19 protein-coding genes are annotated in these 20,866 nt (G+C 62.3%); 16 read left to right on the top strand and 3 right to left on the bottom strand.

Annotated features, from left to right (window positions below; genetic code table 11):
• The first annotated feature begins 14 nt into the window (after window positions 1-14).
• The 11 genes from ACT6QG_RS09615 (at window position 15) to ACT6QG_RS09565 (ending at window position 12,527) form a co-directional block, all read left to right on the top strand.
• Window positions 15-572 carry a hypothetical protein gene (locus tag ACT6QG_RS09615; protein WP_444977325.1) on the top strand — a complete coding sequence of 186 codons (558 nt, stop codon included), beginning with the start codon at window positions 15-17 and terminating at the stop codon, window positions 570-572.
• Between the two features lie 213 nt (window positions 573-785).
• Window positions 786-2,495: a carbamoyltransferase C-terminal domain-containing protein gene (locus ACT6QG_RS09610; protein WP_444977324.1), complete on the top strand. Its 1,710-nt coding sequence runs from the start codon at window positions 786-788 to the stop codon at window positions 2,493-2,495.
• A gap of 251 nt (window positions 2,496-2,746) precedes the next feature.
• Window positions 2,747-3,244 (top strand): invasion associated locus B family protein, encoded by a 498-nt coding sequence (locus ACT6QG_RS09605; protein WP_444977323.1) that lies wholly within the window; start codon window positions 2,747-2,749, stop codon window positions 3,242-3,244.
• 501 nt (window positions 3,245-3,745) lie between these two features.
• The gene (locus tag ACT6QG_RS09600) at window positions 3,746-4,975 is read left to right on the top strand and encodes a DUF937 domain-containing protein (RefSeq protein ID WP_444977322.1); all 1,230 of its coding nucleotides are present in this window, start codon (window positions 3,746-3,748) and stop codon (window positions 4,973-4,975) included.
• A 187-nt stretch (window positions 4,976-5,162) separates the two neighbouring features.
• A complete protein-coding gene (locus ACT6QG_RS09595) occupies window positions 5,163-6,191 on the top strand; it encodes a cysteine synthase A (protein WP_493240034.1) in 1,029 nt (342 codons plus the stop codon).
• A gap of 39 nt (window positions 6,192-6,230) precedes the next feature.
• Window positions 6,231-7,070 carry a 3-mercaptopyruvate sulfurtransferase gene (sseA, locus tag ACT6QG_RS09590; RefSeq protein ID WP_444977321.1) on the top strand — a complete coding sequence of 280 codons (840 nt, stop codon included), beginning with the start codon at window positions 6,231-6,233 and terminating at the stop codon, window positions 7,068-7,070.
• Between the two features lie 115 nt (window positions 7,071-7,185).
• Window positions 7,186-8,463: a cytochrome P450 gene (locus tag ACT6QG_RS09585; RefSeq protein WP_444977320.1), complete on the top strand. Its 1,278-nt coding sequence runs from the start codon at window positions 7,186-7,188 to the stop codon at window positions 8,461-8,463.
• A gap of 117 nt (window positions 8,464-8,580) precedes the next feature.
• Complete coding sequence (gene rfbD / locus ACT6QG_RS09580; protein ID WP_444977319.1) at window positions 8,581-9,486, top strand: dTDP-4-dehydrorhamnose reductase; 906 nt, start codon at window positions 8,581-8,583, stop codon at window positions 9,484-9,486.
• Between the two features lie 148 nt (window positions 9,487-9,634).
• Window positions 9,635-10,411, top strand: coding sequence for a ferredoxin--NADP reductase (locus tag ACT6QG_RS09575; RefSeq protein ID WP_444977318.1), 777 nt, complete (start codon window positions 9,635-9,637; stop codon window positions 10,409-10,411).
• Window positions 10,412-10,605: 194 nt separating this feature from the next.
• Window positions 10,606-11,514 (top strand): amino acid ABC transporter substrate-binding protein, encoded by a 909-nt coding sequence (locus tag ACT6QG_RS09570; protein WP_444977317.1) that lies wholly within the window; start codon window positions 10,606-10,608, stop codon window positions 11,512-11,514.
• A gap of 29 nt (window positions 11,515-11,543) precedes the next feature.
• Window positions 11,544-12,527, top strand: coding sequence for a zinc transporter ZntB (locus ACT6QG_RS09565; protein ID WP_444977316.1), 984 nt, complete (start codon window positions 11,544-11,546; stop codon window positions 12,525-12,527).
• 75 nt (window positions 12,528-12,602) lie between these two features.
• Here ACT6QG_RS09565 and ACT6QG_RS09560 read toward each other — a convergent pair whose 3' ends face one another.
• On the bottom strand, window positions 12,603-13,199 hold the full coding sequence (locus tag ACT6QG_RS09560; protein WP_444977315.1) for a superoxide dismutase: 597 nt from the start codon (window positions 13,197-13,199) through the stop codon (window positions 12,603-12,605).
• A 233-nt stretch (window positions 13,200-13,432) separates the two neighbouring features.
• Between ACT6QG_RS09560 and ACT6QG_RS09555 the strand changes: the two genes are divergently transcribed.
• From ACT6QG_RS09555 to ACT6QG_RS09535, 5 genes are all read left to right on the top strand, one after another.
• The gene (locus ACT6QG_RS09555) at window positions 13,433-14,203 is read left to right on the top strand and encodes a hypothetical protein (protein WP_444977314.1); all 771 of its coding nucleotides are present in this window, start codon (window positions 13,433-13,435) and stop codon (window positions 14,201-14,203) included.
• 372 nt (window positions 14,204-14,575) lie between these two features.
• Window positions 14,576-15,991 (top strand): tyrosine-type recombinase/integrase, encoded by a 1,416-nt coding sequence (locus ACT6QG_RS09550; RefSeq protein ID WP_279718432.1) that lies wholly within the window; start codon window positions 14,576-14,578, stop codon window positions 15,989-15,991.
• Window positions 15,984-16,286 (top strand): helix-turn-helix domain-containing protein, encoded by a 303-nt coding sequence (locus ACT6QG_RS09545; protein ID WP_183753958.1) that lies wholly within the window; start codon window positions 15,984-15,986, stop codon window positions 16,284-16,286. The genes ACT6QG_RS09550 and ACT6QG_RS09545 overlap by 8 nt, the downstream gene beginning before the upstream one ends.
• 12 nt (window positions 16,287-16,298) lie before the next feature.
• Complete coding sequence (locus ACT6QG_RS09540) at window positions 16,299-16,667, top strand: type II toxin-antitoxin system RelE/ParE family toxin (RefSeq protein ID WP_444977313.1); 369 nt, start codon at window positions 16,299-16,301, stop codon at window positions 16,665-16,667.
• A gap of 22 nt (window positions 16,668-16,689) precedes the next feature.
• Window positions 16,690-17,046, top strand: coding sequence for an XRE family transcriptional regulator (locus tag ACT6QG_RS09535; RefSeq protein ID WP_444977312.1), 357 nt, complete (start codon window positions 16,690-16,692; stop codon window positions 17,044-17,046).
• Between the two features lie 28 nt (window positions 17,047-17,074).
• Here ACT6QG_RS09535 and ACT6QG_RS09530 read toward each other — a convergent pair whose 3' ends face one another.
• Window positions 17,075-18,901 (bottom strand): UvrD-helicase domain-containing protein, encoded by a 1,827-nt coding sequence (locus ACT6QG_RS09530; RefSeq protein WP_183753964.1) that lies wholly within the window; start codon window positions 18,899-18,901, stop codon window positions 17,075-17,077.
• 12 nt (window positions 18,902-18,913) lie between these two features.
• Window positions 18,914-20,758, bottom strand: a complete 1,845-nt coding sequence (locus tag ACT6QG_RS09525; protein WP_444977311.1) for an ATP-dependent nuclease — start codon at window positions 20,756-20,758, stop codon at window positions 18,914-18,916.
• Window positions 20,759-20,866 lie beyond the last annotated feature (108 nt).

Genomic DNA, 20,866 nt, shown 5'->3' with positions numbered 1-20,866 from the left:
ACCAAGGAAAGCCGATGACCCTGCCCCCGGACCAGCCCGCCCCGACACCCCGCCGCAGCCCAAGGCCGGGAGGTGCGGGCAAGGGGCGCAAGAGCGCGGCGGCGCAGGCCGGCATTCGCCTCGGCGGGCCGCTGGCATGGATTTTCTGGTGCGCCTGCGGCATCACCGCCCTGCCGCTGGCGGGGCTGTTCTCGCTGATCATGGTGAATGGGTTCGGCGGCCTGTGGTGGGCCTTGCAGGAAACCTTTGCCGGCGAGACCCTCTCGGCACAGGTGCTGCGCCTTGGCGTCATCCCCCATATCGCGCTGTTCCTGTGGGGGGCGAGCTTTGTGTTCATGACCGTGATGCGCACGCGGCATGCGCTGCGTCTGGCTCCACTGTTCCTGTTCGCGTGGATCCTGATCTCCACATGGTGCCAGTTCGCCATCCGCGACCTGATGTCCACCACCGGCATCGGCCTTGGCGATTTCACCGCCCTGCTGCCCGGCATCCTGCTCCAGCTCGCCGGCGCTGCGGCCCTGTATGGCTATTTTCGCGAGAGTGAGCGGCCCCGCGCCTATTACAGCCGCTGAACATATCCCCATAGATGCAGATCAAGGATATACAGGCCGCCAACATCTAGGTAGTTAGATGGTTCCGGTCCCTCTCGGTGAAACGCTTTCCTGCCCCGGCCTCCCCCCGCCTGGGCTCATCACGCCAAGAAGGGCTTGCATGGCTGAACGGCAGAAGCCAAAAGTCTCAACCGCACCATGAATGCAGCCCCCTGTTTTCACTAGGAGTTCTGGATGACCATCCTCGGCATATCTGATTCCCATAATGCCGCCGCCGCTGCCCTGCTGCCGGATGGTTCATTGCGCGCGCTTCAGGAAGAGCGGCCGCGGCGCATCAAGAACTTCCACAACATTCCCACCATGGCCATCGAGTGGCTGCTGAAGGAACTCAGCATCAAGCCCGCCGATGTGGAATGCGTGGCGCTCGCCGGCATGCCCAGCGTGCCGCTGGACCGCGCCGGCTGGATCGAGATGTTCCGCAATGCCGGAAGCTGGAAGGGCCAGCTGCGCACGGAACTTGGCAAGACCCCCCTGCGCAGCGTGGTGGAAAGCAAGCGCCTTCAGGAGCGTGAGGCCGCCTATACGGCGCTTGGCTTCCGCCCGGAAGCGCTCAAGCGCTATGACCACCACACCTGCCACGCCGCGACCGCCTATTATGGCCAGGCCGAGCGCAAGGAGCCGGTTCTGGTGCTCACCGTGGATGGCGGCGGCGATGGCAAGTCCGCAACCGTCAGCATCGGGCAGGACAACAAGCTGCGCCAGCTGCATGAAGTGCCCTATGCCGATTCATTCGGCACGCTCTATGCCGTGGTGACCTACATGCTCGGCATGGTTCCGCTGGAGCATGAATACAAGATCATGGGCATGGCGCCCTATGCCGCCCCTGCCGGCTCCCGCCGGATTGCCGACAAGCTGCACGAACTGTTCCACTGGGTGAATGACAAGAGCCCCGTATGGACCCGCGCCTCGGGCGTGCCGCATACGCTGCATATCAAGCCCAAGCTGGAAGAGCTGTTCTATGAGCAGCGCTTCGACAATATCATGGGCGGCGTGCAGCTCTTCACCGAGGAACTGCTGTGCGAGTTCGTCCGGCGCGCCATTGCCGAAACCGGCATCCACCGTCTGGCCCTTTCCGGCGGCGTCTTCATGAATGTGAAGGCCAACAAGCGCATCATGGAAATGGACGAGGTGGAAAGCCTGTTCATCTTCCCCTCCTGCGGGGATGAGACCAACGCCATCGGCGCGGCATGGCTGGCGCAGGCGGAACGCCATGGCGCTGAAACCATCCGGCCCATCGGCCCCTTCTATCTCGGCCCGGAATGGTCCGAGGCGGAAATCGAGGCCGATCTGGCGGAAGACAAGGCCAATGGCTCCATCATCGTGACCCGCCCGGAGAACATCAACCAGGCGGTCGCGGATCTGCTGGCGCAGGGCCATGTGGTGGGGCGCTTTGCCGGGCGCGAGGAATTCGGCGCCCGCTCGCTGGGCAACCGGGCTATTCTGGGTGACCCGCGCGATGCCGAGATCATCCGCGAAATCAATGAGATGGTGAAGAGCCGCGACTTCTGGATGCCCTTCGCCTCCTCCGTGGCGGCGGAATATGCCGATGTGTATCTGAAGAATCCGAAGTCTGTCGCCGCGCCCTACATGATCCTGTCCTTCGACACGACAGAGGCCGGCGGCAAGCTGCTGAAGGCCGGCATCCACCCCTATGACCGCACCTGCCGCCCGCAGGTGGTGACCAAGGAAATCAACCCGGATTACTGGGACCTCATCCACCGTTTCGCCGAACATTCCGGTGTGGGCGCGGTGCTGAACACATCCCTCAACCTGCATGGCCTGCCGCTGGTTCATTTCCCGCGGGATGCCGTGCATGTGCTGAAAAATTCCGGGCTCAACTGGGTGGCGATCGGGCCATACCTTGTCACCAAGCCGGCCAGCTGAACGCATTCAGCACGGGAATGCGGCCAATGGCGTGCATGACGGGCCTATTTTCCGGGCCCGCCGCATTCTTGACGCGAAACGCTGAGCATTAAGGCTCTGGTTGATAAAATGCGTTACAGCGGAGGGGAAGCAGGCCCTATGCCTTCCCCGAACCGTTTCTGGAGTTGTGATTGATGGTCGTGTCGTCCCCAGGTCACCATCCGTCAAAGGCCGTACCATCGCGCACCCCCATGCGCCGGAGCGGACGTTTCATGCGTCCGCTTCTGGCTGCCGGCCTCATGATTGGCGGCCTTCTCGCCGCCTCTCTTCCCGCCGCGGCCCAGGGTGCGGTCAAATCCACCCATGGCGACTGGCAGATCCGCTGTGACACGCCGCCCGGCGCGCAGGCCGAGCAGTGTGTGCTGCTGCAATCGGTTCTGGCGGAAGACAGGCCGAATGTCGGCCTCACGGTCATCGTGCTGAAAACAGCGGACGAGAAGAGCCGCCTGCTGCGCGTTCTGGCCCCGCTGGGTGTTCTTCTGCCCGCAGGCCTCGGCCTCAAGATCGACAATGACGATGTTGGCCGCGCCGGTTTCGTGCGCTGCCTGCCGAATGGCTGTGTGGCAGAGGTGGTGATGGATGACACCCTGCTGAACCGCCTGAAGAGCGGCAAGCAGGCCACCTTCATCATCTTCCAGACCCCAGAGGAAGGCATTGGCGTTCCCCTGAGCCTCAACGGGTTCCAGAAGGGGCTTGAAGCCCTGAAGTGAGCCACGGCCCCAGCCGGCCCGGCCCTCTTTCAGAACACAAACACCACACAGACACCAGAAAGCCCGCCCTCCGGCGGGCTTTTGCCTGTTTCGGGCACGCATATCGCAGGTTGCACCCCTGCATGAAAAGGCATTGCCTTTGCGCGGCGCACTAGTATCATGATGCCTATGGCCGGACTTCAGGCCCCCGCATCTTGCTCCATCCCTTGCCGATTGGCTTGCGGCGGGGCGGCGGGGAGTGATGAATTCACATGCAATCATGCCGGCATATGTGTTTGCGAAAGATGGCCGGTGAACGCTGATGCAACCTGAACAGGAAAGCGGATGGGTATCTTGAGCTCAAGACGCCCCTCTTCCTGAAAAACCGTGTATCATCAAGGCAGCCATGCGAGACGACGGCGGATCATCATGATGGACCGGTCCGGCACGCAGGAACAGGGCCGCCGGACAACAGCAGCCATGGATATGTCTGGCGCAGGGGCCAGCAAGCGGAGAAGGCCGATGGATCAATTTGTCGATATGCTGCGCAACGCACAGGACGGCAAGGGACTTGAGAATCTGGCGCGGATCTGTGGGCTCTCCATGCAGCAGGCGCAGGCGACGGCGGAAGCCGTGATGCCCGCGCTCCTCGATGCTTTCCGGGATATGACACGCTCGCCCGATTCGATGGCCGCCCTCACCAATCTCATGCTTGGCGCGCCCTATGCGGCGCTGTATGGCGCACAGCCTTCCGCCACGCCCTATCCGGCTTCAGCCCCGCAGGCAGCACCGGCGCCCCAGAATTTCGGCATGCCCGGCTTTCCCCCCGCACAGCCCCGGAACATGCCCGGCGAGCAGCCCCTGCCCCTCACCCAGGGCGGCATGAACGCGCTCAACACCATTTTTGGCTCCCCCGAAGTCAGCAAGGCTGTGGCCAATCAGGTCGCCGCCTCCACCGGCCTGAGCGCCGCCGTGGTGAAGCAGGCCATGCCCGCACTGGCCGGGCTGTTTGTTGGCACGCTGGCCAAGACCCTCGCCGCCTCCGGCTCCCTTCAGCAGATGGCAGCGGCGATGCTCAGCCGCATGCCGGTGGGAGAACCGCAGCAGCGCATGGCGCCCATTTCCTCCGGCAATCCGTGGATGGATGCCTTTCTGGCGTTTTCCTCCACGGCCAGCAATGCCGCGCCATATGGTGGGGCAGGCAACCCATGGCAGAATGTGGGGCAGGCCTGGGGTGGGTCCAATCCATGGATGGACGCCTTTTCCCAGAGCATGAGACTGGCCGCCCCGCCCGCGCCCCAGCAGCCCGCCACCACAGGCTGGCAGGATGTCGTCAACGCCATGACACAGACCATGGCGCAAACGGGGGCGGCACCCTATGGCCATATGCCCCAGCCCCCGGCCCCGCCGCCCGCGCCGGCAGCGCCCCCCACCATGGCCGCCCCGGCGGCAGCACCCCAGCCCCCGGCACAGGGGCAGACATCCGCCCCCTCCTCCAATCCGTTCGCGGATATGCAGGATCTGTTCGCCCAGATGCTGGTGCAGGGTTTCCAGCACGGCCTGCAACAGGGGCTCCAGCCCTCCTCATCCGGCGCCAGAACCGCCGATGGCCAGAGCCTGCCCCTGTCGCCGATGGATTTCTGGCTGGAACTGGTGAAACAAGCGCAGGAAGCCAACCAGAAAACCATATCGGTCAATCAGCCGCGCCCTTCCGGCAAGCATGAAAAGTCCGGCAAGAAATCGGACAAGTAAGCCCGCGGCACGGCTTTCCGACAGTCTCGCTTCCGACACACCCGGATACCCCTTCCTGCGGCATCCGGCGTGCGGGCTGTGCCGGATTATATTAACAACAAGAATTCGTATATCTGCATATTGATACGGAACTGTATGTGATATAGTCTTGCCTGCAGAATTTGACCGCGTGAAGGTTTATCCCATCATGATCCGTAATGGCCTTGTGGAATCGATTGGTCACACGCCGCTGATCCGTCTGAAGCGCGCTTCCGAGGAAACCGGTTGCGAGATTCTCGGAAAGGCGGAGTTCATGAATCCCGGCCAGTCGGTGAAGGATCGTGCAGCTCTCGGCATCATTCAGGATGCGATTGCGCGCGGCGCCCTGCGGCCCGGCGGCGTGATCGTGGAGGGAACGGCGGGCAATACCGGCATCGGGCTTGCGCTGGTGGCCGCGCCCTTCGGCTTCCGCACGGTGATTGTCATTCCCGAAACCCAGTCCCAGGAAAAAAAGGACATGCTGAAGCTTGCCGGCGCAACGCTGGTGGAGGTTCCGGCGGTGCCCTACTCCAACCCCAACAATTATGTGAAGGTTTCCGGCCGCCTTGCCGAGGCGCTGGCGAAAACCGAGCCGAACGGGGCCATCTGGGCCAACCAGTTTGACAATATCGCCAACCGGCAGGCCCATATCGACACCACCGGCCCGGAAATCTTCGAGCAGACCGATGGCAAGGTGGATGGCTTCATTTGCGCGGTCGGCACGGGCGGCACCCTTGCCGGCACCGGCATCGCCCTGAAGGAGCGCAACAGCGCCATCCAGATCGGCCTCGCCGACCCGCCCGGCGCGGCGCTCTACTCCTACTACACCAGCGGCGAGCTGAAGGCCGAGGGCAGCTCCATCACGGAGGGAATCGGACAGGGCCGCATCACCGCCAATCTGGAGGATGCGCCTGTCGATATCGCCTTCCAGATTCCCGATACGGAATCCGTGCCCCTGATCTTCGATCTGCTGGAGCATGAAGGGCTGTGCGTCGGCACCTCTTCCGGCGTCAATATTGCCGGAGCCATCCGCCTCGCGCGGGAAATGGGGCCGGGGCACACCATTGTCACCATTCTGGCGGATTATGGCACGCGCTATCAGTCCAAGCTGTTCAACCCGGCCTTCCTGCGCAGCCAGAACCTGCCGGTTCCCGGCTGGCTGGAGCGCAAGGTCGAGTTGCCGAACGTTCTGGTCTAGACATCCATCACCCTTGCACTGCGCCTCTGGGGGCTTCACATGAGCAGGTCCGATATTTTCGTTTCCACCGCATGGCTGGCCGAACAGCTTGGTGCAGCTGACCTTGTAGTGGTGGACGCCTCCTGGCACATGCCCGCGACCGGGCGCAGTGGTGCGAAGGAATTTGAAGAGCAGCACATTCCCGGTGCTGTCTTCTTCGATCTGGATGCCATTTCCGACCATTCCACCAATCTGCCCCACATGCTGCCGACAGCGGACTCTTTCGCGGCGGCTGTCGGCGCGCTGGGCATCAGCGATGATGCGCGCATCGTGGTCTATGACAGTGTGGGCCTGTTCTCGGCCCCGCGTGTGTGGTGGACCTTCAAGACCTATGGCGCGCGGAATGTGCATATTCTGGAAGGCGGCCTGCCGCGCTGGCTAGCGGAAGGCCGAGCGGTGGAAAGCGGCAAGGCCACCCGCCCGGCCGCGCGGTTCAATGCCCGTCTGGATGCAGCCCGCGTGGCGGATATCGAGCAGGTGGCACGGATCAGCACTGATCATTCCGCCCAGATTCTCGATGCCCGCGCTGCTGCCCGTTTCCGTGGCGAGGAGCCCGAGCCCCGCCCCGGCCTGCGCGCCGGCCATATTCCGGGGACGCTGAACCTGCCCTTCAATGAAGTGGTGGAAAACGGCCAGCTTGCCGCGCCTGAGAAGATAAAGGCGGCACTGGAACAGGCGGGTGTGGACCTTGCACGCCCCGTCGTCACCTCCTGCGGCTCGGGTGTCACCGCATCCGTCCTCTGGCTTGCGCTGGAAAGCATCGGCAAGCCGCCTCAGGCGCTTTATGATGGCTCCTGGACCGAATGGGGCTCCAGCGACAAGCCCATCGCCATCGGCTGAAACGCGGGATGAGAACGGCCGGGCATACGCCCGGGCCGTTTCCCGGCGTGAAGGAGATGCAGCCATATCTGTTCTGACACGCCTTGGCGCACGGGCGCTGGGTCACATGCCGGCCATGGCGCGCCTCTATGCGCATATGGCGGGCGATCCGCTGTCCATGCTGGGCCCAGCCCCGCTGAAGCAGGAAACGGTTCTTCTCCGCCTGCCTTCCCACCCCCTCCTTCTGGTCAACCAGCCTGAACAGGCCGCCCGGCTGATGGCGCCGGGGGCAACGCGCCCCAGCCCGGTCCTCACCGATCTTCTGCGGCCGCTGACGGGGGCATGGACCGGGGAAACCCGCCTGCCTGCACCAGCGGATGACGAACGCCTTCTTCCGCGCCTGAAGACGGAAACCGCACGCAATTTTCACACCTGCCTGCGCCAGTGGCTGGCCCGTGGGGACAACCCCGTCCGGCTGGGTCAGGACAGCTATGCCCTGGTGCTGGAGAGTCTTGCCTCCGCCCTGCTGGATGCGCCTCTTCCGCCGGATCTCGGCCGGCGCTTCAGCGCCCTGCAGGCCCGCGCCATGCAGCAGGCGCAGATCCTCCCCCTCCTGCTGGTGCCGAACGATGCGGACGCCCGAGCGGGGATGATCCGCCGGCTGGGCCTGGAGCGCACCGCAGCGGAATTGCGGGCGCTGGCGCAGGCTCATGTCTCACCCCTTCCCGGCCTGCCCGCGGAACAGGCATGCGACCAGATGATCGCCCTGCTTGTCTTGACGACGGAAGCTGCGGCCTCGACCTTTGGCTGGCTGACCTATGAGCTGGCCAGGGACCAGCTGTTGCAGGAAGGGGCGGCCCTTGCCCTGGGTGGCGCACCGATGCTGGGGGGAGAAGCGGACCGGCGCTTCGAGGGGCATCCGGCAGAGGCGGTCATTCAGGCCCTGATCCATGAAACCCTGCGCCTGCATCCCCCTTACGGGATTTTCCTGCGTGACAGGCCGGCCGGTTCCATCCCCGCCCTCGCGGATGTGCCGGAACAGGCCCATATCGCCATCTCCCCGCGCATCTTGCATCGGCACCGCAGTTTCTGGACGAAGCCGGACATGTTTGCGCCGGAGCGCTGGCTGGAGGGCGGTGATGAAGAGCACAAGGAAGGGCAGGCACCGGCCGTTACACGCGCGGCCTTCATGCCTTTCGGCCCTTCGGCACACCCCTATCCCCTCACCGCTCCTGCCGGCGAGCGGATCACGCTCGAACTGGTCGGGCAGCTTGTATGTGAGCTGCTGTCCTCAACCCGTCTTCTGCTGGAAGGTGGACAGGAGCCGCGCGCCCTTGCCCATCTCTCCTGCCGGCCTGAGCCGGATATCATCGTGAAGGTGCTGCCCCGCCCCGGCCTTGCCGCCCCGCTTTGAAGGGGAGCCTCAGCCCATCCATGCGCTGGCGTCAGGGCGGCTGCGCACAAATCTGTTTCCCTCTCCCCTGCCCTGTCGGGTAAAGGGGAGCAAAGCTTTCTGCGGGAGCCGACCTTTATGCACATTCTTCTCTTGGGCGCTGGCGGACAGGTGGGTCAGGAAGTCAACGCACTGGCCACCCGGCAAGGCCACAAGGTCACGGCCTGCGACCGGGCGGCCCTCGACATCACGGACCCGGTGGCGGTCGCCCGCGCGCTTGAAAAGAACCAGCCAGATGTGCTCATCAATGCCGCCGCCTATACCGCCGTGGACAAGGCGGAGAGCGAGCCGGAACTGGCCGCCCGCATCAATGCGCTCGCGCCCGGGCTGATTGCCGAGCGCTGCGCCCATGCCCGCATCCCCTTCATCCATATCTCCACCGATTATGTGTTCGATGGCACCAAGGCGACAGCCTATGTCGAGAGCGATCCGGTCAAGCCGCTTGGCGTTTATGGACGCACCAAGGCGGCCGGTGAGGCGGCCATACGCGCGGCGATGGAGCGGCATATCATCCTGCGCACCGCCTGGGTCTATGGCGCCTATGGCAACAATCTCCTCAAGACCATGCTGCGCCTTGCCGGCGAGCGGGACCGGCTGACCATCGTTGCCGACCAGCGCGGCTGCCCCACCGCAACGCAGGATATCGCCATCGCCCTTCTGGCGGCGGCCCATGCGGCGGCACGCGGGGATGCGCGCTGGGGCACCTATCATTTCGCGGGAACCGGCGACACCACATGGCATGGCTTTGCCAGCGCCATCATTGAGGCGGCGGCACCGCATACCGGACGCCACCCGGAAGTTGCCGCCATCACCACGGCGGATTACCCCACCCCGGCCAGACGCCCGCAGAATTCCGTTCTGGCCAGTGACCTGTTCGAGCGCAGCTTCGGGGTGCGGGCGGCGCCATGGCAGCAGCGCACCGTGGAGGTCGTGAGCGCGCTTGTGGCCCCGAACGCCTCCGCACCAGATGCTGTGCGCCCCTGAAAGCATGAAAAAGCCGACAGGACAGGCTGTCGCACTTCCAATACACCAAAAACATAGTGTAGAGTGAAATCAGAGTTTACACAAGTTCCACATGTTGATTGGGCGACCCTCGCGCCGCCCTGCCCCCCAGCTTCCAGCGGACCGAGAGATGAGTAAGAACTTCAACGAAGAAACCGTGAAAAGCGTCCATCACTGGACAGACAACCTCTTCTCCTTCACCTGCACGCGTGACACCGGCTTCCGCTTCCTGAACGGACAGTTCGCGATGATCGGGCTGATGGTGGATGGTCGCCCGCTGCTGCGCGCCTATTCTCTGGCCAGCGCGAACTATGAAGAGGATCTGGAGTTCTTCTCCATCAAGGTGCCGAACGGCCCGCTCACCTCGCGGCTCCAGCACCTGAAGGTGGGGGACAAGATCCTGGTTGGCCGCAAGCCCACCGGTACCCTCATCCAGGACAATCTGCTGCCCGGCAAGCGCCTCTATCTGCTGGCCACCGGCACCGGCCTTGCCCCCTTCCTCTCCGTCACCAAGGATCCGGACGCCTATGAGCGCTTCGAGAAGGTGATTCTGGTGCATGGCACCCGCACCGTGGCGGAGCTGGCCTATGAGGACTTCTTCACCCGCGAGCTGCCGGAAAATGAATATATCGGCGATGAGGTGAAGCAGAAGCTCATCTATTATCCAACAGTGACGCGCGAACCCTTCCGCAACCAAGGCCGCATCACCGCCCTCATCAATTCCGGAAAGCTGTTTGAGGATATCGGCCTGCCGGAAATCTCGCCGGAGGAAGACCGCCTGATGCTGTGCGGCAGCCCGGCCATGCTGAAGGATCTGGTGGAACTGCTGGAGGCCCGCGGCTTCAAGGAAGGCAGCCAGTCCGATCCCGGTCACTATGTGATCGAAAAGGCATTTGCCGAGCGCTGAACGCGCACCGGCAGATGAACAGGAAGCGGTGATGCCGTCGGGTTTCACCGCTTTTTTGTGTCCGGATCCAGACTTTGCGGAATGAATACAGTGTGGATGTGGCCAACGTGCCCGGACAATGGCAGCATGCACTGCGGAATCACACAATATCTTCTGGCGCTGGCATCATGCCCGCCAGCCGCAGGGGGGAATTCATGGCCATGAGCCTGTCTGAAACCGGCCGCATACCGCCAGTCACCACATCTTGCGCCCGGGGCACTGCCCTGCTCATGTTCGCCCTTTTCGCCCTTGTCCTTGGCTGCATCTCCCTGCCCGCCCATGCCGGCACGCTGGAGCGGGTGGCGGAGACCGGGAAATTCCGCATCGGCTACCGCTATCACGCCCCGCCCTATTCCTATGTGAATGAGGAGGGGAAGGTCTCCGGCTATATTGTCGATCTGTGCCGGGAAGTGGCGCGCAATGTGCAGAATGCGCTGAAGCTGCCAAAGCTGGATATCGTCTATGTGGAGGTCGCCCCCGAAGACCGGGCCAAGGTGGTGGTGGATGGCCGCGTGGATGTGCTGTGCGATCCCTTCTCCATGACCATGTCGCGACGGGCTTCGATGGACTTCTCCCTGCCCACCTTTCTGGACGGCGCGAGCGTGGTGACCCGCGGCGCGGCGGTGAAGGGCATAGAGGATCTTCAGGGCAAGAAGATCGGCGTCCTGAAGGACACGACCACCGAGGACACCCTGCGCGCGACCCTGAACGAGATGATGGTGCCGGCCACTGTCGTCACGGTGAATGATCATCCCGAAGGGCTGCGCCTGCTGGCGGAGGGCAAGCTGGATGCCTATTTCGGCGACCGGGGCATCCTCAACTATCTCATCACCCACAGCCCCTATAGCCGCCAGCTCAACCTTTCAGACCAGTATTTCACCTTCGAGACCTATGCCCTGCCCGTGGCGCGGGGCGACACCGCCTTCCGCCTGCTGGTGGACAGCACGCTGGCCGATCTGTATCGCTCGGACCGGATCCGCAACATCTACGCCACCACCTTTGGCGAGTTCCCGCCAGACCAGTTTCTGAACGCCCTCTTCATCATCAATGGCGTGCCGAAATAGGCCCTGTCTCCACGCGCGTGAGTGCAGCCATGAACAGTTATGATGCCGAGGGCCTCATCTGCGCCTGGGCCTTTGATGGCAAGGGCGCGGGTACGCGCATCGGCTGGCCGGACATTCTCGCCGGCCCTGCGCCCGCTGAGGGGTTTCGCTGGCTGCATTTCAACCATATCGAAAATGCGCCCCAGCAATGGCTCAAGACCCAAAGCGGACTGGACCCTTCCGCCCTTGAGGCGGTTGAGGAGCCGGAAGCACGGCCGCGCTGTGTGTTCTACGCGGATGGGGCGTTTCTATCCCTGCGCGGCATCAACCTGCACCGCAATGCCCTGCCCGAAGAGCTGATCACCGTTCATGTCTGGGTCGATACCCGTCAGGTCATCACCGTGCGGCACGAACCGCTTTCCGCGCTGGCGGATTTCGAGGACATGCTGGCCCGCGGCCGCTGCCCGCGCACGCAGGGAGAGTTTGTGGCCGAGCTGGCCATGCGGCTGGTGGACCGGCTGGATGCCGTTGTCACCAGCCTCATCGATCAGGCCGACGAGCTGGAAGATGACGTGCCCAAGGCCCAGAGCTCCGAGCTTCTGCCGCGGATTTCCGTCTTGCGCCGGGTCGCCATCAAGCTGCGCCGACATATCGCGCCCCAGCGCGAGGCGCTCAACCATTTTTCTCTGGAAGATGATGACTGGCTCGGCCCAAAGGACCGCAACCGCCTGCGCGATGCCGCGGACCGGGTGACCCGCTTTGCCGAGGAGCTGGACAGTGTGCGCGAGCGCGCCGCCGTCATCCGCGACCAGATGGTCGACCGCCGCGCCGAGCAGATGAACCAGTCCATGCTGGTTCTGGCCGTGGTGACGGTGGTGTTTGCCCCGCTCACGCTGATCTCCGGCATGTTCGGCATGAATGTGGGCGGCATTCCGGGCGAGCATGATGGCGAGGGCTTCTGGGTCGTCAGCGTCATTCTGGTGCTTCTGGGCCTGTTTTTCCTCTGGGCCTTCCGCCGCCTGCGCTGGATCTGATCCGCACCCGCAAAAGAAAGCGCCCTGCCTCACGACAAGGCAGGGCGCTCAAGAGACAGGTCGCGTCTGATGTGATCAGACAGCCTTGCTGTACAGCTCGGCCACATAGTCCCAGTTCACGAGGTTTTCCACGAAAGCCTTCATGTAATCGGGGCGACGGTTGCGGTAATCGATGTAGTAGGAGTGCTCCCACACGTCCACGCCCAGAATGGGAGTGGCGCCATGCACCAGCGGGTTCTCGCCATTCGCGGTCTTGGAAACCTCGAGTTTGCCATCCTTCACGGAAAGCCAGGCCCAGCCGGAACCGAACTGGCCGACGCCGGCGGCGATGAAATCTTCCTTGAACTTCTCGACCGAACCGAAGTCCTCGATGATCTTCTTCTCAAGCTCACCGGGAATGGCGCCGCCACCATTGGGCTTCATCCAGTTCCAGAAATGCAGGTGGTTATAGTGCTGGCCTGCATTGTTGAAGAGCCCGGCATTCTTGCCGAAGGAGCCCTTCACGATCTCTTCCAGGGATTTTCCTTCAAATTCAGTTCCCTTTAGGAGATTGTTGCCATTATTGACATAGGCAAGGTGATGCTTGTCGTGGTGATACTCAAGCGTTTCCCGCGACATGTACGGGTTCAGGGCATCATAGGCATAAGGCAGGTCGGGCAGCGTAAAGGACATGACACTTCTCCGCTCAACGTTCCGGCGTCAGGCCCGGTTGGGGTGCGAGGTCCGGGCCGGAACAGGTCCAGACGACAAGGCGCAATACCCCTCGTTTCCGAGCTTTGAACTAGATAGGGCGGAGTGTGCCTCCAAACAACCATGATGTCACCGATTTATGGGGGCAGCGCGGCCTGACGACCCACTGGGCGAACCATCCGGTTCCGCATCAGAATTTGTAACGGAGTAACGAGATGTGGTGGTTTCTTGTCCTGCTGGGCTTGTTGATCGCGTTGGCGGGCCTCGCTGTCATCGCTCTTGGCATCTCCATCTTCGTATCCACCTTCGGCAATACGCTCATCACCACCGGCGCTGTTGCGGCCTCTGGCGGCTTCGTCATCATGGCCATGGGGCTGGTGTTGCGCCAGCTTGAGCGCTTTTCCCAGCGCCTGGAAGCGATTATCGGCCGCTCCTCCATCGCGTCACCGGCCCCGCAGCCGGAACAGGGCGCCTCTTCCGAACCCTCTCTGGCCGGGGAGCCCGCCGCCCCTTCCTATCCTTCCGCCCCTGCGCCGCGCCCCGCCGCGCACCACCGCGAGGAACCGGTGGAAGAATCCCGCTCCATGCCCAATCTCCCGCCACCGGTGCGCCACCCCGCCCCCGTGCAGGAGGAGCATGACTTTTCGCGCGAATCCGAGCTGCATCTGGCTCCCGACGCACCCTCCTATGACAGCGCACCGAGGGACGAAGAGGCGGAGAGGGACAGGCGTCCGGCCCGCGCCCTCGAACTTCCGCCCCTGCGTCGCGCCTCGGAGGCCAAGATGGCACCCGAGACGGAAGAGGCCGGAGAGGATGCAGAAAATGCCGAGGATGGCCCCTACATTATCAAATCCGGCATCGTGGCGGGCATGGCCTATACACTGTATTCGGATGGCTCGATTCAGGCCGAGCTGCCGGATGGGATCGTGCGCTTCGATTCACTGAACGAGCTGCGCGACCATGTCGCCAGAGCGCAGGAGCGCTGACCCCCGCCGGGGATCAGCCCCCTCAGCGCGCACAGATGCAACGGCCTGCCCTGAAAAGATGGCGGGCCGTTTGCTTTTGGGCATTCAGGCCTGAACGGAATGCGCTGCAAACCTGCCCGGATAGCAGGCCGGAAAGCGGGATGGTGCGGACGGCGGGGATCGAACCCGCACGCCCGGAGGCGAGGGATTTTAAGCGACGCCTTATGGCCTATCCTTTGTTTATCCGGGGGTATCCGATTTCCCGATAACCGACTGTAGGCACTAGCTTTTTTCAGTTATCGATACATCCTTGCCTAACCGGATGCACGCTACGGCTGGCTTTCGCGGTGCTCCTATTCTGCACCTGAAATCCGGCCTCAACGGAGGTTAGGAATGCCCAAGATCAAACTCACCAAGACGGCGGTGGACGCCGCAAACCCGCAGGAACGCGATTACGAACTCCGCGATACGACGATACCCGGCTTTCTCGTGAAGGTCACGCCCGCCGGCCGGAAAACCTTCATGATCGCGTATGTCACCAACAGCGGCCAGCGCCGGAAGCCCGCGATCGGCCGCTACGGCGAGATCACCGTCGAACAGGCGCGCGGCATCGCACAGGACTGGCTCGCCGAAGTCCGGCGCGGAGGAGACCCCAGCGCCGAGCGGACGGCGAGCCGTCAGGCCCCGACGGTCAAGGAACTCTTCGATCGCTTCATCACCGACTATTCCGAAGGCCGCAACAAGCCCTCGACCGTCAAGTCGAATCGGGACCGGGCCAAGCGCCACCTCATTCCGAAGCTCGGGCATCTGAAGGTGCCGGAAGTGACGCGCGCCGACATCGCCGATCTCATGAAGAAGATGGCGAAATCGCCCGTCAGCGCGAACCGGATGCTCGCGATGTGCCGGAAGATGTTCAACGTCGCCGAGGTCTGGGGGCTACGTCCGGACGGTTCCAATCCTTGCCGCCATGTCCCGAAATATCCCGAACGCGGCAAGACCCGCCTCATCACGGATGCGGAAATGCGCAAGCTCTTCGAGTATCTCGATCGCGCTGACGCGGAAGGGCTGGAGCATCCCTTCATCCTTCTCGCGATCAGGCTTCAGTTCGAGTTCGCCGCGCGCATGTCGGAGATCGTCGAGCTTGAATGGTCGTGGATCGATTTCGACAACCGCCGTGTCGTCTGGCCGGACAGCAAGACCGGCGGAATGTCGAAGCCTATGAGTGCCGAAGCGCTGCGCCTCTTCGAGACCGCGCCTCGACTCGAAAGCTCGCCCTTCGTCTGCCCTTCGATCTTCGATCCGGAAAAGCCAATGTCTTCCTATACCTACTACCAGGGCTGGAAGCGCATCTTGAAGCGCGCGGGGCTTCCTCATGTCGGTACGCATGGCATCCGTCATCGCTCCGCGACCGACATCGCCAACTCCGGCGTGCCGGTAAAGGTCGGCATGGCGCTCACCGCTCATAAGACGGTGACGATGTTCATGCGCTACGTCCACACCGAGGACGATCCCGTCAGGGCTGCGGCGGAAGCCGTCACGCAGCGCCGTATGACCGTCATCGGTGCCGAGCATCAGCCGCCCGCACCACCGCCGGCTCCCGTCATGGAGCTGCCCTCCATCGCCCCGGTGGTGGCCACCGCTCCGGCCACCCTTGGTCCGGACGGCAAGCCGCTCGGCTTCGAGGATGGCAAATACACCTCGCGCACGCGCCTCGGGAACTATCGTCCGTTCCGTCACCGTAGCGGCGAGAACAGGACCGCACCGTCCGGCAGCAAGCGAGCCGAGGCGCAGGAGGCAAGCCATGCGTGAGGAAGCCAAAGCCCAACGCCGCTGGCCGACGCCCGATATCCTGCGACGCGCCCAGTTCGTCGCAGATGCCGGCCCGATCCGGTTCGTCGATACCGAAGCCGCAGCGCGATACCTCGCGCTGTCGGCGCACACCCTCGAATGCTACCGCTCCCTCGGGGGCGGTCCCGCCTACCATAAGTTCGGCAAGTGGGTCCGCTACGCCGTGGACGATCTCGACGCCTGGGCCGCGAGCTGCCGCCGATCGACAGCAGCCTCGCCAGAGGCGCCGCGCGTCCTTTCCATTGACCGGACATAGCTTGGAGGCTATATGGAGTGGGAAGTCCAATTCCATGGAGCCTTCGAGGCCGAGGTTCTGGCCTTTGAGCGCGAGGTCCGTATCGCATTGATCGCAGCCACCCGGCTACTGTCGGACTACGGACCTCAACTTGGTCGGCCCCATGCCGACACGCTCAAAGGCTCGAAACACGCCAACATGAAGGAACTGGGATTCGAAGCGGCCGACGGCGAATGGCGTGCAGCCTTCGCCTTCGACCCGGAACGGCGAGCCATCGTGCTCGTAGCGGGCGATAAATCCGGCGGGAGCCAGAAGCGCTTCTACCGGCAGCTCATCGCAAAAGCGGATCTCCGATTTTCCGAACATCTGGAAAGCCTGAAATCCGCAAAGAAGGGACGTTGAGATGGCACGGAGCCTGAACGACATGATTGCCGCGCTTCCCGTGGACGAGCAGGAAGCCATCGAAGCGCGTTATCAGGAATTGAAGCAGGAAGTGGAGAGCCTTCGCGAGCTTCGCCAGATCGCGGGCAAGGCGCAGGAGGACATCGCCACAGCCCTCAATATCAAACAGCCTTCCGTCTCCAAGATCGAGAAGCAGGCGGATATGTATCTGTCCACCTTGCGCGGTTATGTCGAGGCCATCGGCGGCGAGCTGGAGTTGACCGTGAAACTGCCTTCCCGGCCTGTGCTGCATCTGCGCAGTCTCGGGGACATAGAGGGACAAACCGGGGCCACGGTCGGAAAGAGGCGTAAACGATCCGCGATTGGAGGACGCGCATGACCGAGCCGCAGCCTGCTGAAAGCTACGTTTAGGCTTCGTCTTCTAACAGAAGCACACAAACATCATCACGCGGAGTCAGAATCGTCGTCCGGCTCTTCGCGCGAGTTACGCTCACACGGAAATTCTGGCGAGCCTGCGTCATAGCCCCGTCGCGAATATTTCCGGTGACTATCCGATCCGGATTGGCGACGATCTCGCGCTTGGCGCGCCTCGGCCATCCTTCAAATATGATTACCTCATCGAATTGCTTACCTTTGGCCTTGTGCATGTTCATCACGATGACGCCAGTTTCCGGTTTGTGGGCCGTAGCGAAATGTTCCTGAACGAAAGCTCGGCGCGTGATTTCCAGGGCGTTGCGATAACTTCCGGCATCGCGCCAGTCTTGCATGAGTCCTTGCCGAAGCTGGGTCCCGCGTTCCAATAGGCGAACGTTTCGGACCTGGGTAGCGACCTCTTTCAGCCGCGAGCAAGCGCTCCCTTCAAGAGCCGCGCGAACGGCGCGCCAGTCTTTATCCGGGTCTCCGGTCAATACCAATGCAATAGCCGCCTGATGGACCGTCGCGGTCGCCTTCAGCACGCTGTTTCCTGGCGGCGGCTTTCCTGCCGCCGCACTTGCATTCCATTTAGCCAGGGCGGCGCGCAACCGGGCCGCTTCCTCCAGGTCGCCTTTGTTGGGGGTTGAGCCACCGCGGCCGTGATAGTAGCTGCAGAGCAATTCAACGAGGTCATCGAACGCCCCGGCCTGTCGACCCTGCTGCAGGAGAAAGGCGACGATCTCGGCAGCCAGAATTGGCCCCTCCATATCAACGGCGGCGCTGTGACCGATCGGCGGGACATTGCCGAACGGCTCACGGAGCGTATCCGAGACCAATCGCGTCATCTTCTTGGTCGGCACGAGGATCGCCAGTGACCAATCCCGTTTTTCTCCATCGATCAGCCGCTTCCGTCCCTGAAGCACTTGCGTCGTGAGCGTTGTAAACGCTTGGTTGGGATTTGACTCGAAAACCTCGAAATGCACGCCCTCATAATTCGACTTCCGAAACTGGCCGGCGAGGATGTCGTTTCCGAAGAGTGCGATCTCCGTGCCCTTACTGCGGTGGTTGTCGCCAGCGAGATCATGTTCAGACGGGTGGAATGTTGCTCTGAAGTGGTTCAACCGTTCAGGATCGGCACCTATAAAATCGAAAATCCGCTGTTCCGGGTCGGCGAGCGCAATGAGTGTGCTCCCCATCCCAAGTGCCTCGACCACACGCCACTGCTCCGCGCTCGTGTCCTGAAACTCATCCAGGACGATGAACGGATACATCGTAGAAATCAGCGTCCGAACCTTCTGCGATCCATGGAGAATGTCGCCGACCTTGGTCGCGAAGAGGTCAAAGCAGACCTTTCCCTCGTCGCGTGCCAAGCGCTCCCGCTCGGCTTCTTCTCGCTCTTTTTTCTCGGCTTTCTCCTCATCCGTCAGCTTCGAGGCAGCTTTATACCCACTACGCAAGCCTGATAGCGCTATCGCCTCGTTCGGTGGCGTGAGGATCGTCATGCGGCGTGGGAAGCCGACCAGATACCCGTGCGTTTTCAGAATGCGCCAGAAGAAGGCGTGATAAGTATCGACCTCGATCACCGCCTTTTCCTTACGGGTGATCTGCTTCTCCTCATCGATCGCCTCAAGCACGCGCGAGACGGTCGCGCGGGCAAAGCTCAGAAACAGTATCCGCTGGCCCGGCTTGAGCGCTTCCCGTCCGATCTTAGCTGCTTTTAGAATGGAGACAGTGGTCTTGCCCGAGCCCGGACCGCCCGTGACAAGCTGATGGCCTTCTGCCTCTAAGACGCCCTTCTGTGCCTCGGTGAGATCGACCACGATCGCCTTCCTCTACCCCAGAATGTCCGCGAAAACGTTCTCTTCTTCCGGCTCCGGCGGTGGAGCCGACGCCGCGGCGAGCGGGTCGCATAGGTTCTTCAATTCAAGGCAAGCGTCGCGCAAGAACTGAGGGATCTCCACCTCGTTACATTGCGCCAGAAAATCGGCGATCCCCCAATTTCCCTTCGACCAGCCGAAATACTCCTTCAAAGCTGCCTGCGCCTGCGCTTTTGGATCGGGGTACTTCGCCGCAAGGTGCGGCGGCCAGTCGAGCACGTCGGCAAAACGTTCCAGGGCAGCCGGCGTCGTATTTTTGAGGATCAGGTCCTCGATGCCCTTCTCTGCGTGCATGAACAACCGCTCGACCTGGGCCTCGATCGCCGCCTGTGCCACGGCCGTCTGCTTATCGCAGATGGCGAACGTCCGCTTGCCGAGCCCCTTGTAGAGCGCTGCCAGATCGGCGATCTGGCTCTCGGTTCCAGCGTCGATCACGCAAATGCCCAATGCCTCCACCGAGGCGTAGGTCGCCGGGTTCAATTCGGCAAGCCGTCGTGCTGCAACCGGGAAGGATGCGGCTTCGGTCGCCCCTTCGGCTATAAGTACGCGGCGCGACAGCAGCCCCTCGCAAAAGCGTGTTCGAAACTCTTGACGATAACGCTTGTGCTTGACGCTTTCCGGGAGCGCAATCTTTGACTGCATCAACTCGCCATCGTCGGAGCGCGACAGGATCACCGTCTCGTTAAGCGTGAACTCTTCCAGCACATACGGCGAATGCGAGGTGAAGATCGACTGCGCCGACAGCTTGCGGAGCTCGTGGACGATCCGCTTTTGTGCATAGGGCGGAATCGCCGTTTCTGCCTCTTCCATCGCAAAAATGACGTTCTGCTTATCTTCAGCAATTTGCGACAGCAGGGCCAGCACCAGCATGTTGATCGTGCCCGTACCCTGACGGAAAAAAGGAGCCGCGTGATCGCCTCCACCCGTCGCAATAAATGCCGTCACGATCTTGCGCAGATGCTCGCGCGTCAAATTCGAGACTTTGAGATGCGGCTGCGCGCCCCATTCGCGGGGAACGTACTTCTTCAGCGCCTTGTTGATGCTTTCCAGCACGCCGGAAATCCCGAGTTCTGGCTTGCTCGCCACGTCAAAACCCGCCAGCGTCTTTATCGTCTCCTCCCACATCTGGGGACGGATCTCCTTCAGACGCAGGATGATGTCGAGCAAGCTGCCGTGTTCCAGACTCAGCGCCCGCGATCCTGTCCGCAGTGAACGCAGGAAAAGGAAGCCGCAATGCTGCTTGTCCTTCTTCGAGAAGGGCGTTGGCGTTGCCTCTTCGGCGATGCTACGGGTGAAATACGTGTTGCCGGAGAAATCGTCCTCATCTGGATCGTATTCTCCGATGAACGTCACTCGGAGCGCCGCAACGATATTCGCTGCATCGACCCCGGCTGGCTCCGCTTCGTCGTAAAAGTCACCGGTGTCCGTTGCGAGCCATTCGATCTGCCCACCAAAGCGGGCTTGCTGCTCCAGTGACAGGTCAATGATCGTCACCTCGATGGTGATTTTTGGTCCCTCCGCCGGTTCCGCTTCAGCGCCCTCCGCCGGCACAATCGGAAGATCTTCATCTTCGGCGACTACCAACGGCGGCTCAGCCAAATAGCGTCCCTGATAGAAATCGTGCTCGTCGACCGGCGGACGCCGGTTCAATCTGTCGGGGCCAAGCACTAGGTCGATGGCTTCAAGCACCGAAGACTTGCCGGTGTTGTTGTCTCCGATAAGCACCGCATGATCCGGAAAAACCAAACGCGCCGAGCGGATGCCCCTGAAATTCTCGATTGCGACAGAGTATATTTTCATTGCCCACCCTGTAAGTCAGATCCCCAAGATCTTTCTATTCGTCTACGTGTCTAATAGCGGAAAAGCTTTGCAAGAGTCTCATCAGCTTATTGGAAAATAACAAAATAT

The organism is Haloleucobacter ellipsoideus (assembly GCF_052491725.1).
The sequence above is the reverse complement of the archived record's forward strand: the minus strand, read 5'-3'. Positions and strand labels throughout refer to the sequence as shown.

Bases quoted from the DNA above. Each gene is read 5' to 3' on its own strand.
- ACT6QG_RS09615 (WP_444977325.1), top strand. From the start codon at position 15: ATGACCCTGCCCCCGGACCAGCCCGCCCCGACACCCCGCCGCAGCCCA.
- ACT6QG_RS09610 (WP_444977324.1), top strand. From the start codon at position 786: ATGACCATCCTCGGCATATCTGATTCCCATAATGCCGCCGCCGCTGCC.
- ACT6QG_RS09605 (WP_444977323.1), top strand. From the start codon at position 2,747: ATGCGTCCGCTTCTGGCTGCCGGCCTCATGATTGGCGGCCTTCTCGCC.
- ACT6QG_RS09600 (WP_444977322.1), top strand. From the start codon at position 3,746: ATGGATCAATTTGTCGATATGCTGCGCAACGCACAGGACGGCAAGGGA.
- ACT6QG_RS09595 (WP_493240034.1), top strand. From the start codon at position 5,163: ATGATCCGTAATGGCCTTGTGGAATCGATTGGTCACACGCCGCTGATC.
- sseA (WP_444977321.1), top strand. From the start codon at position 6,231: ATGAGCAGGTCCGATATTTTCGTTTCCACCGCATGGCTGGCCGAACAG.
- ACT6QG_RS09585 (WP_444977320.1), top strand. From the start codon at position 7,186: ATGGCGCGCCTCTATGCGCATATGGCGGGCGATCCGCTGTCCATGCTG.
- rfbD (WP_444977319.1), top strand. From the start codon at position 8,581: ATGCACATTCTTCTCTTGGGCGCTGGCGGACAGGTGGGTCAGGAAGTC.
- ACT6QG_RS09575 (WP_444977318.1), top strand. From the start codon at position 9,635: ATGAGTAAGAACTTCAACGAAGAAACCGTGAAAAGCGTCCATCACTGG.
- ACT6QG_RS09570 (WP_444977317.1), top strand. From the start codon at position 10,606: ATGGCCATGAGCCTGTCTGAAACCGGCCGCATACCGCCAGTCACCACA.
- ACT6QG_RS09565 (WP_444977316.1), top strand. From the start codon at position 11,544: ATGAACAGTTATGATGCCGAGGGCCTCATCTGCGCCTGGGCCTTTGAT.
- ACT6QG_RS09560 (WP_444977315.1), bottom strand. From the start codon at position 13,199: ATGTCCTTTACGCTGCCCGACCTGCCTTATGCCTATGATGCCCTGAAC.
- ACT6QG_RS09555 (WP_444977314.1), top strand. From the start codon at position 13,433: ATGTGGTGGTTTCTTGTCCTGCTGGGCTTGTTGATCGCGTTGGCGGGC.
- ACT6QG_RS09550 (WP_279718432.1), top strand. From the start codon at position 14,576: ATGCCCAAGATCAAACTCACCAAGACGGCGGTGGACGCCGCAAACCCG.
- ACT6QG_RS09545 (WP_183753958.1), top strand. From the start codon at position 15,984: ATGCGTGAGGAAGCCAAAGCCCAACGCCGCTGGCCGACGCCCGATATC.
- ACT6QG_RS09540 (WP_444977313.1), top strand. From the start codon at position 16,299: ATGGAGTGGGAAGTCCAATTCCATGGAGCCTTCGAGGCCGAGGTTCTG.
- ACT6QG_RS09535 (WP_444977312.1), top strand. From the start codon at position 16,690: ATGATTGCCGCGCTTCCCGTGGACGAGCAGGAAGCCATCGAAGCGCGT.
- ACT6QG_RS09525 (WP_444977311.1), bottom strand. From the start codon at position 20,758: ATGAAAATATACTCTGTCGCAATCGAGAATTTCAGGGGCATCCGCTCG.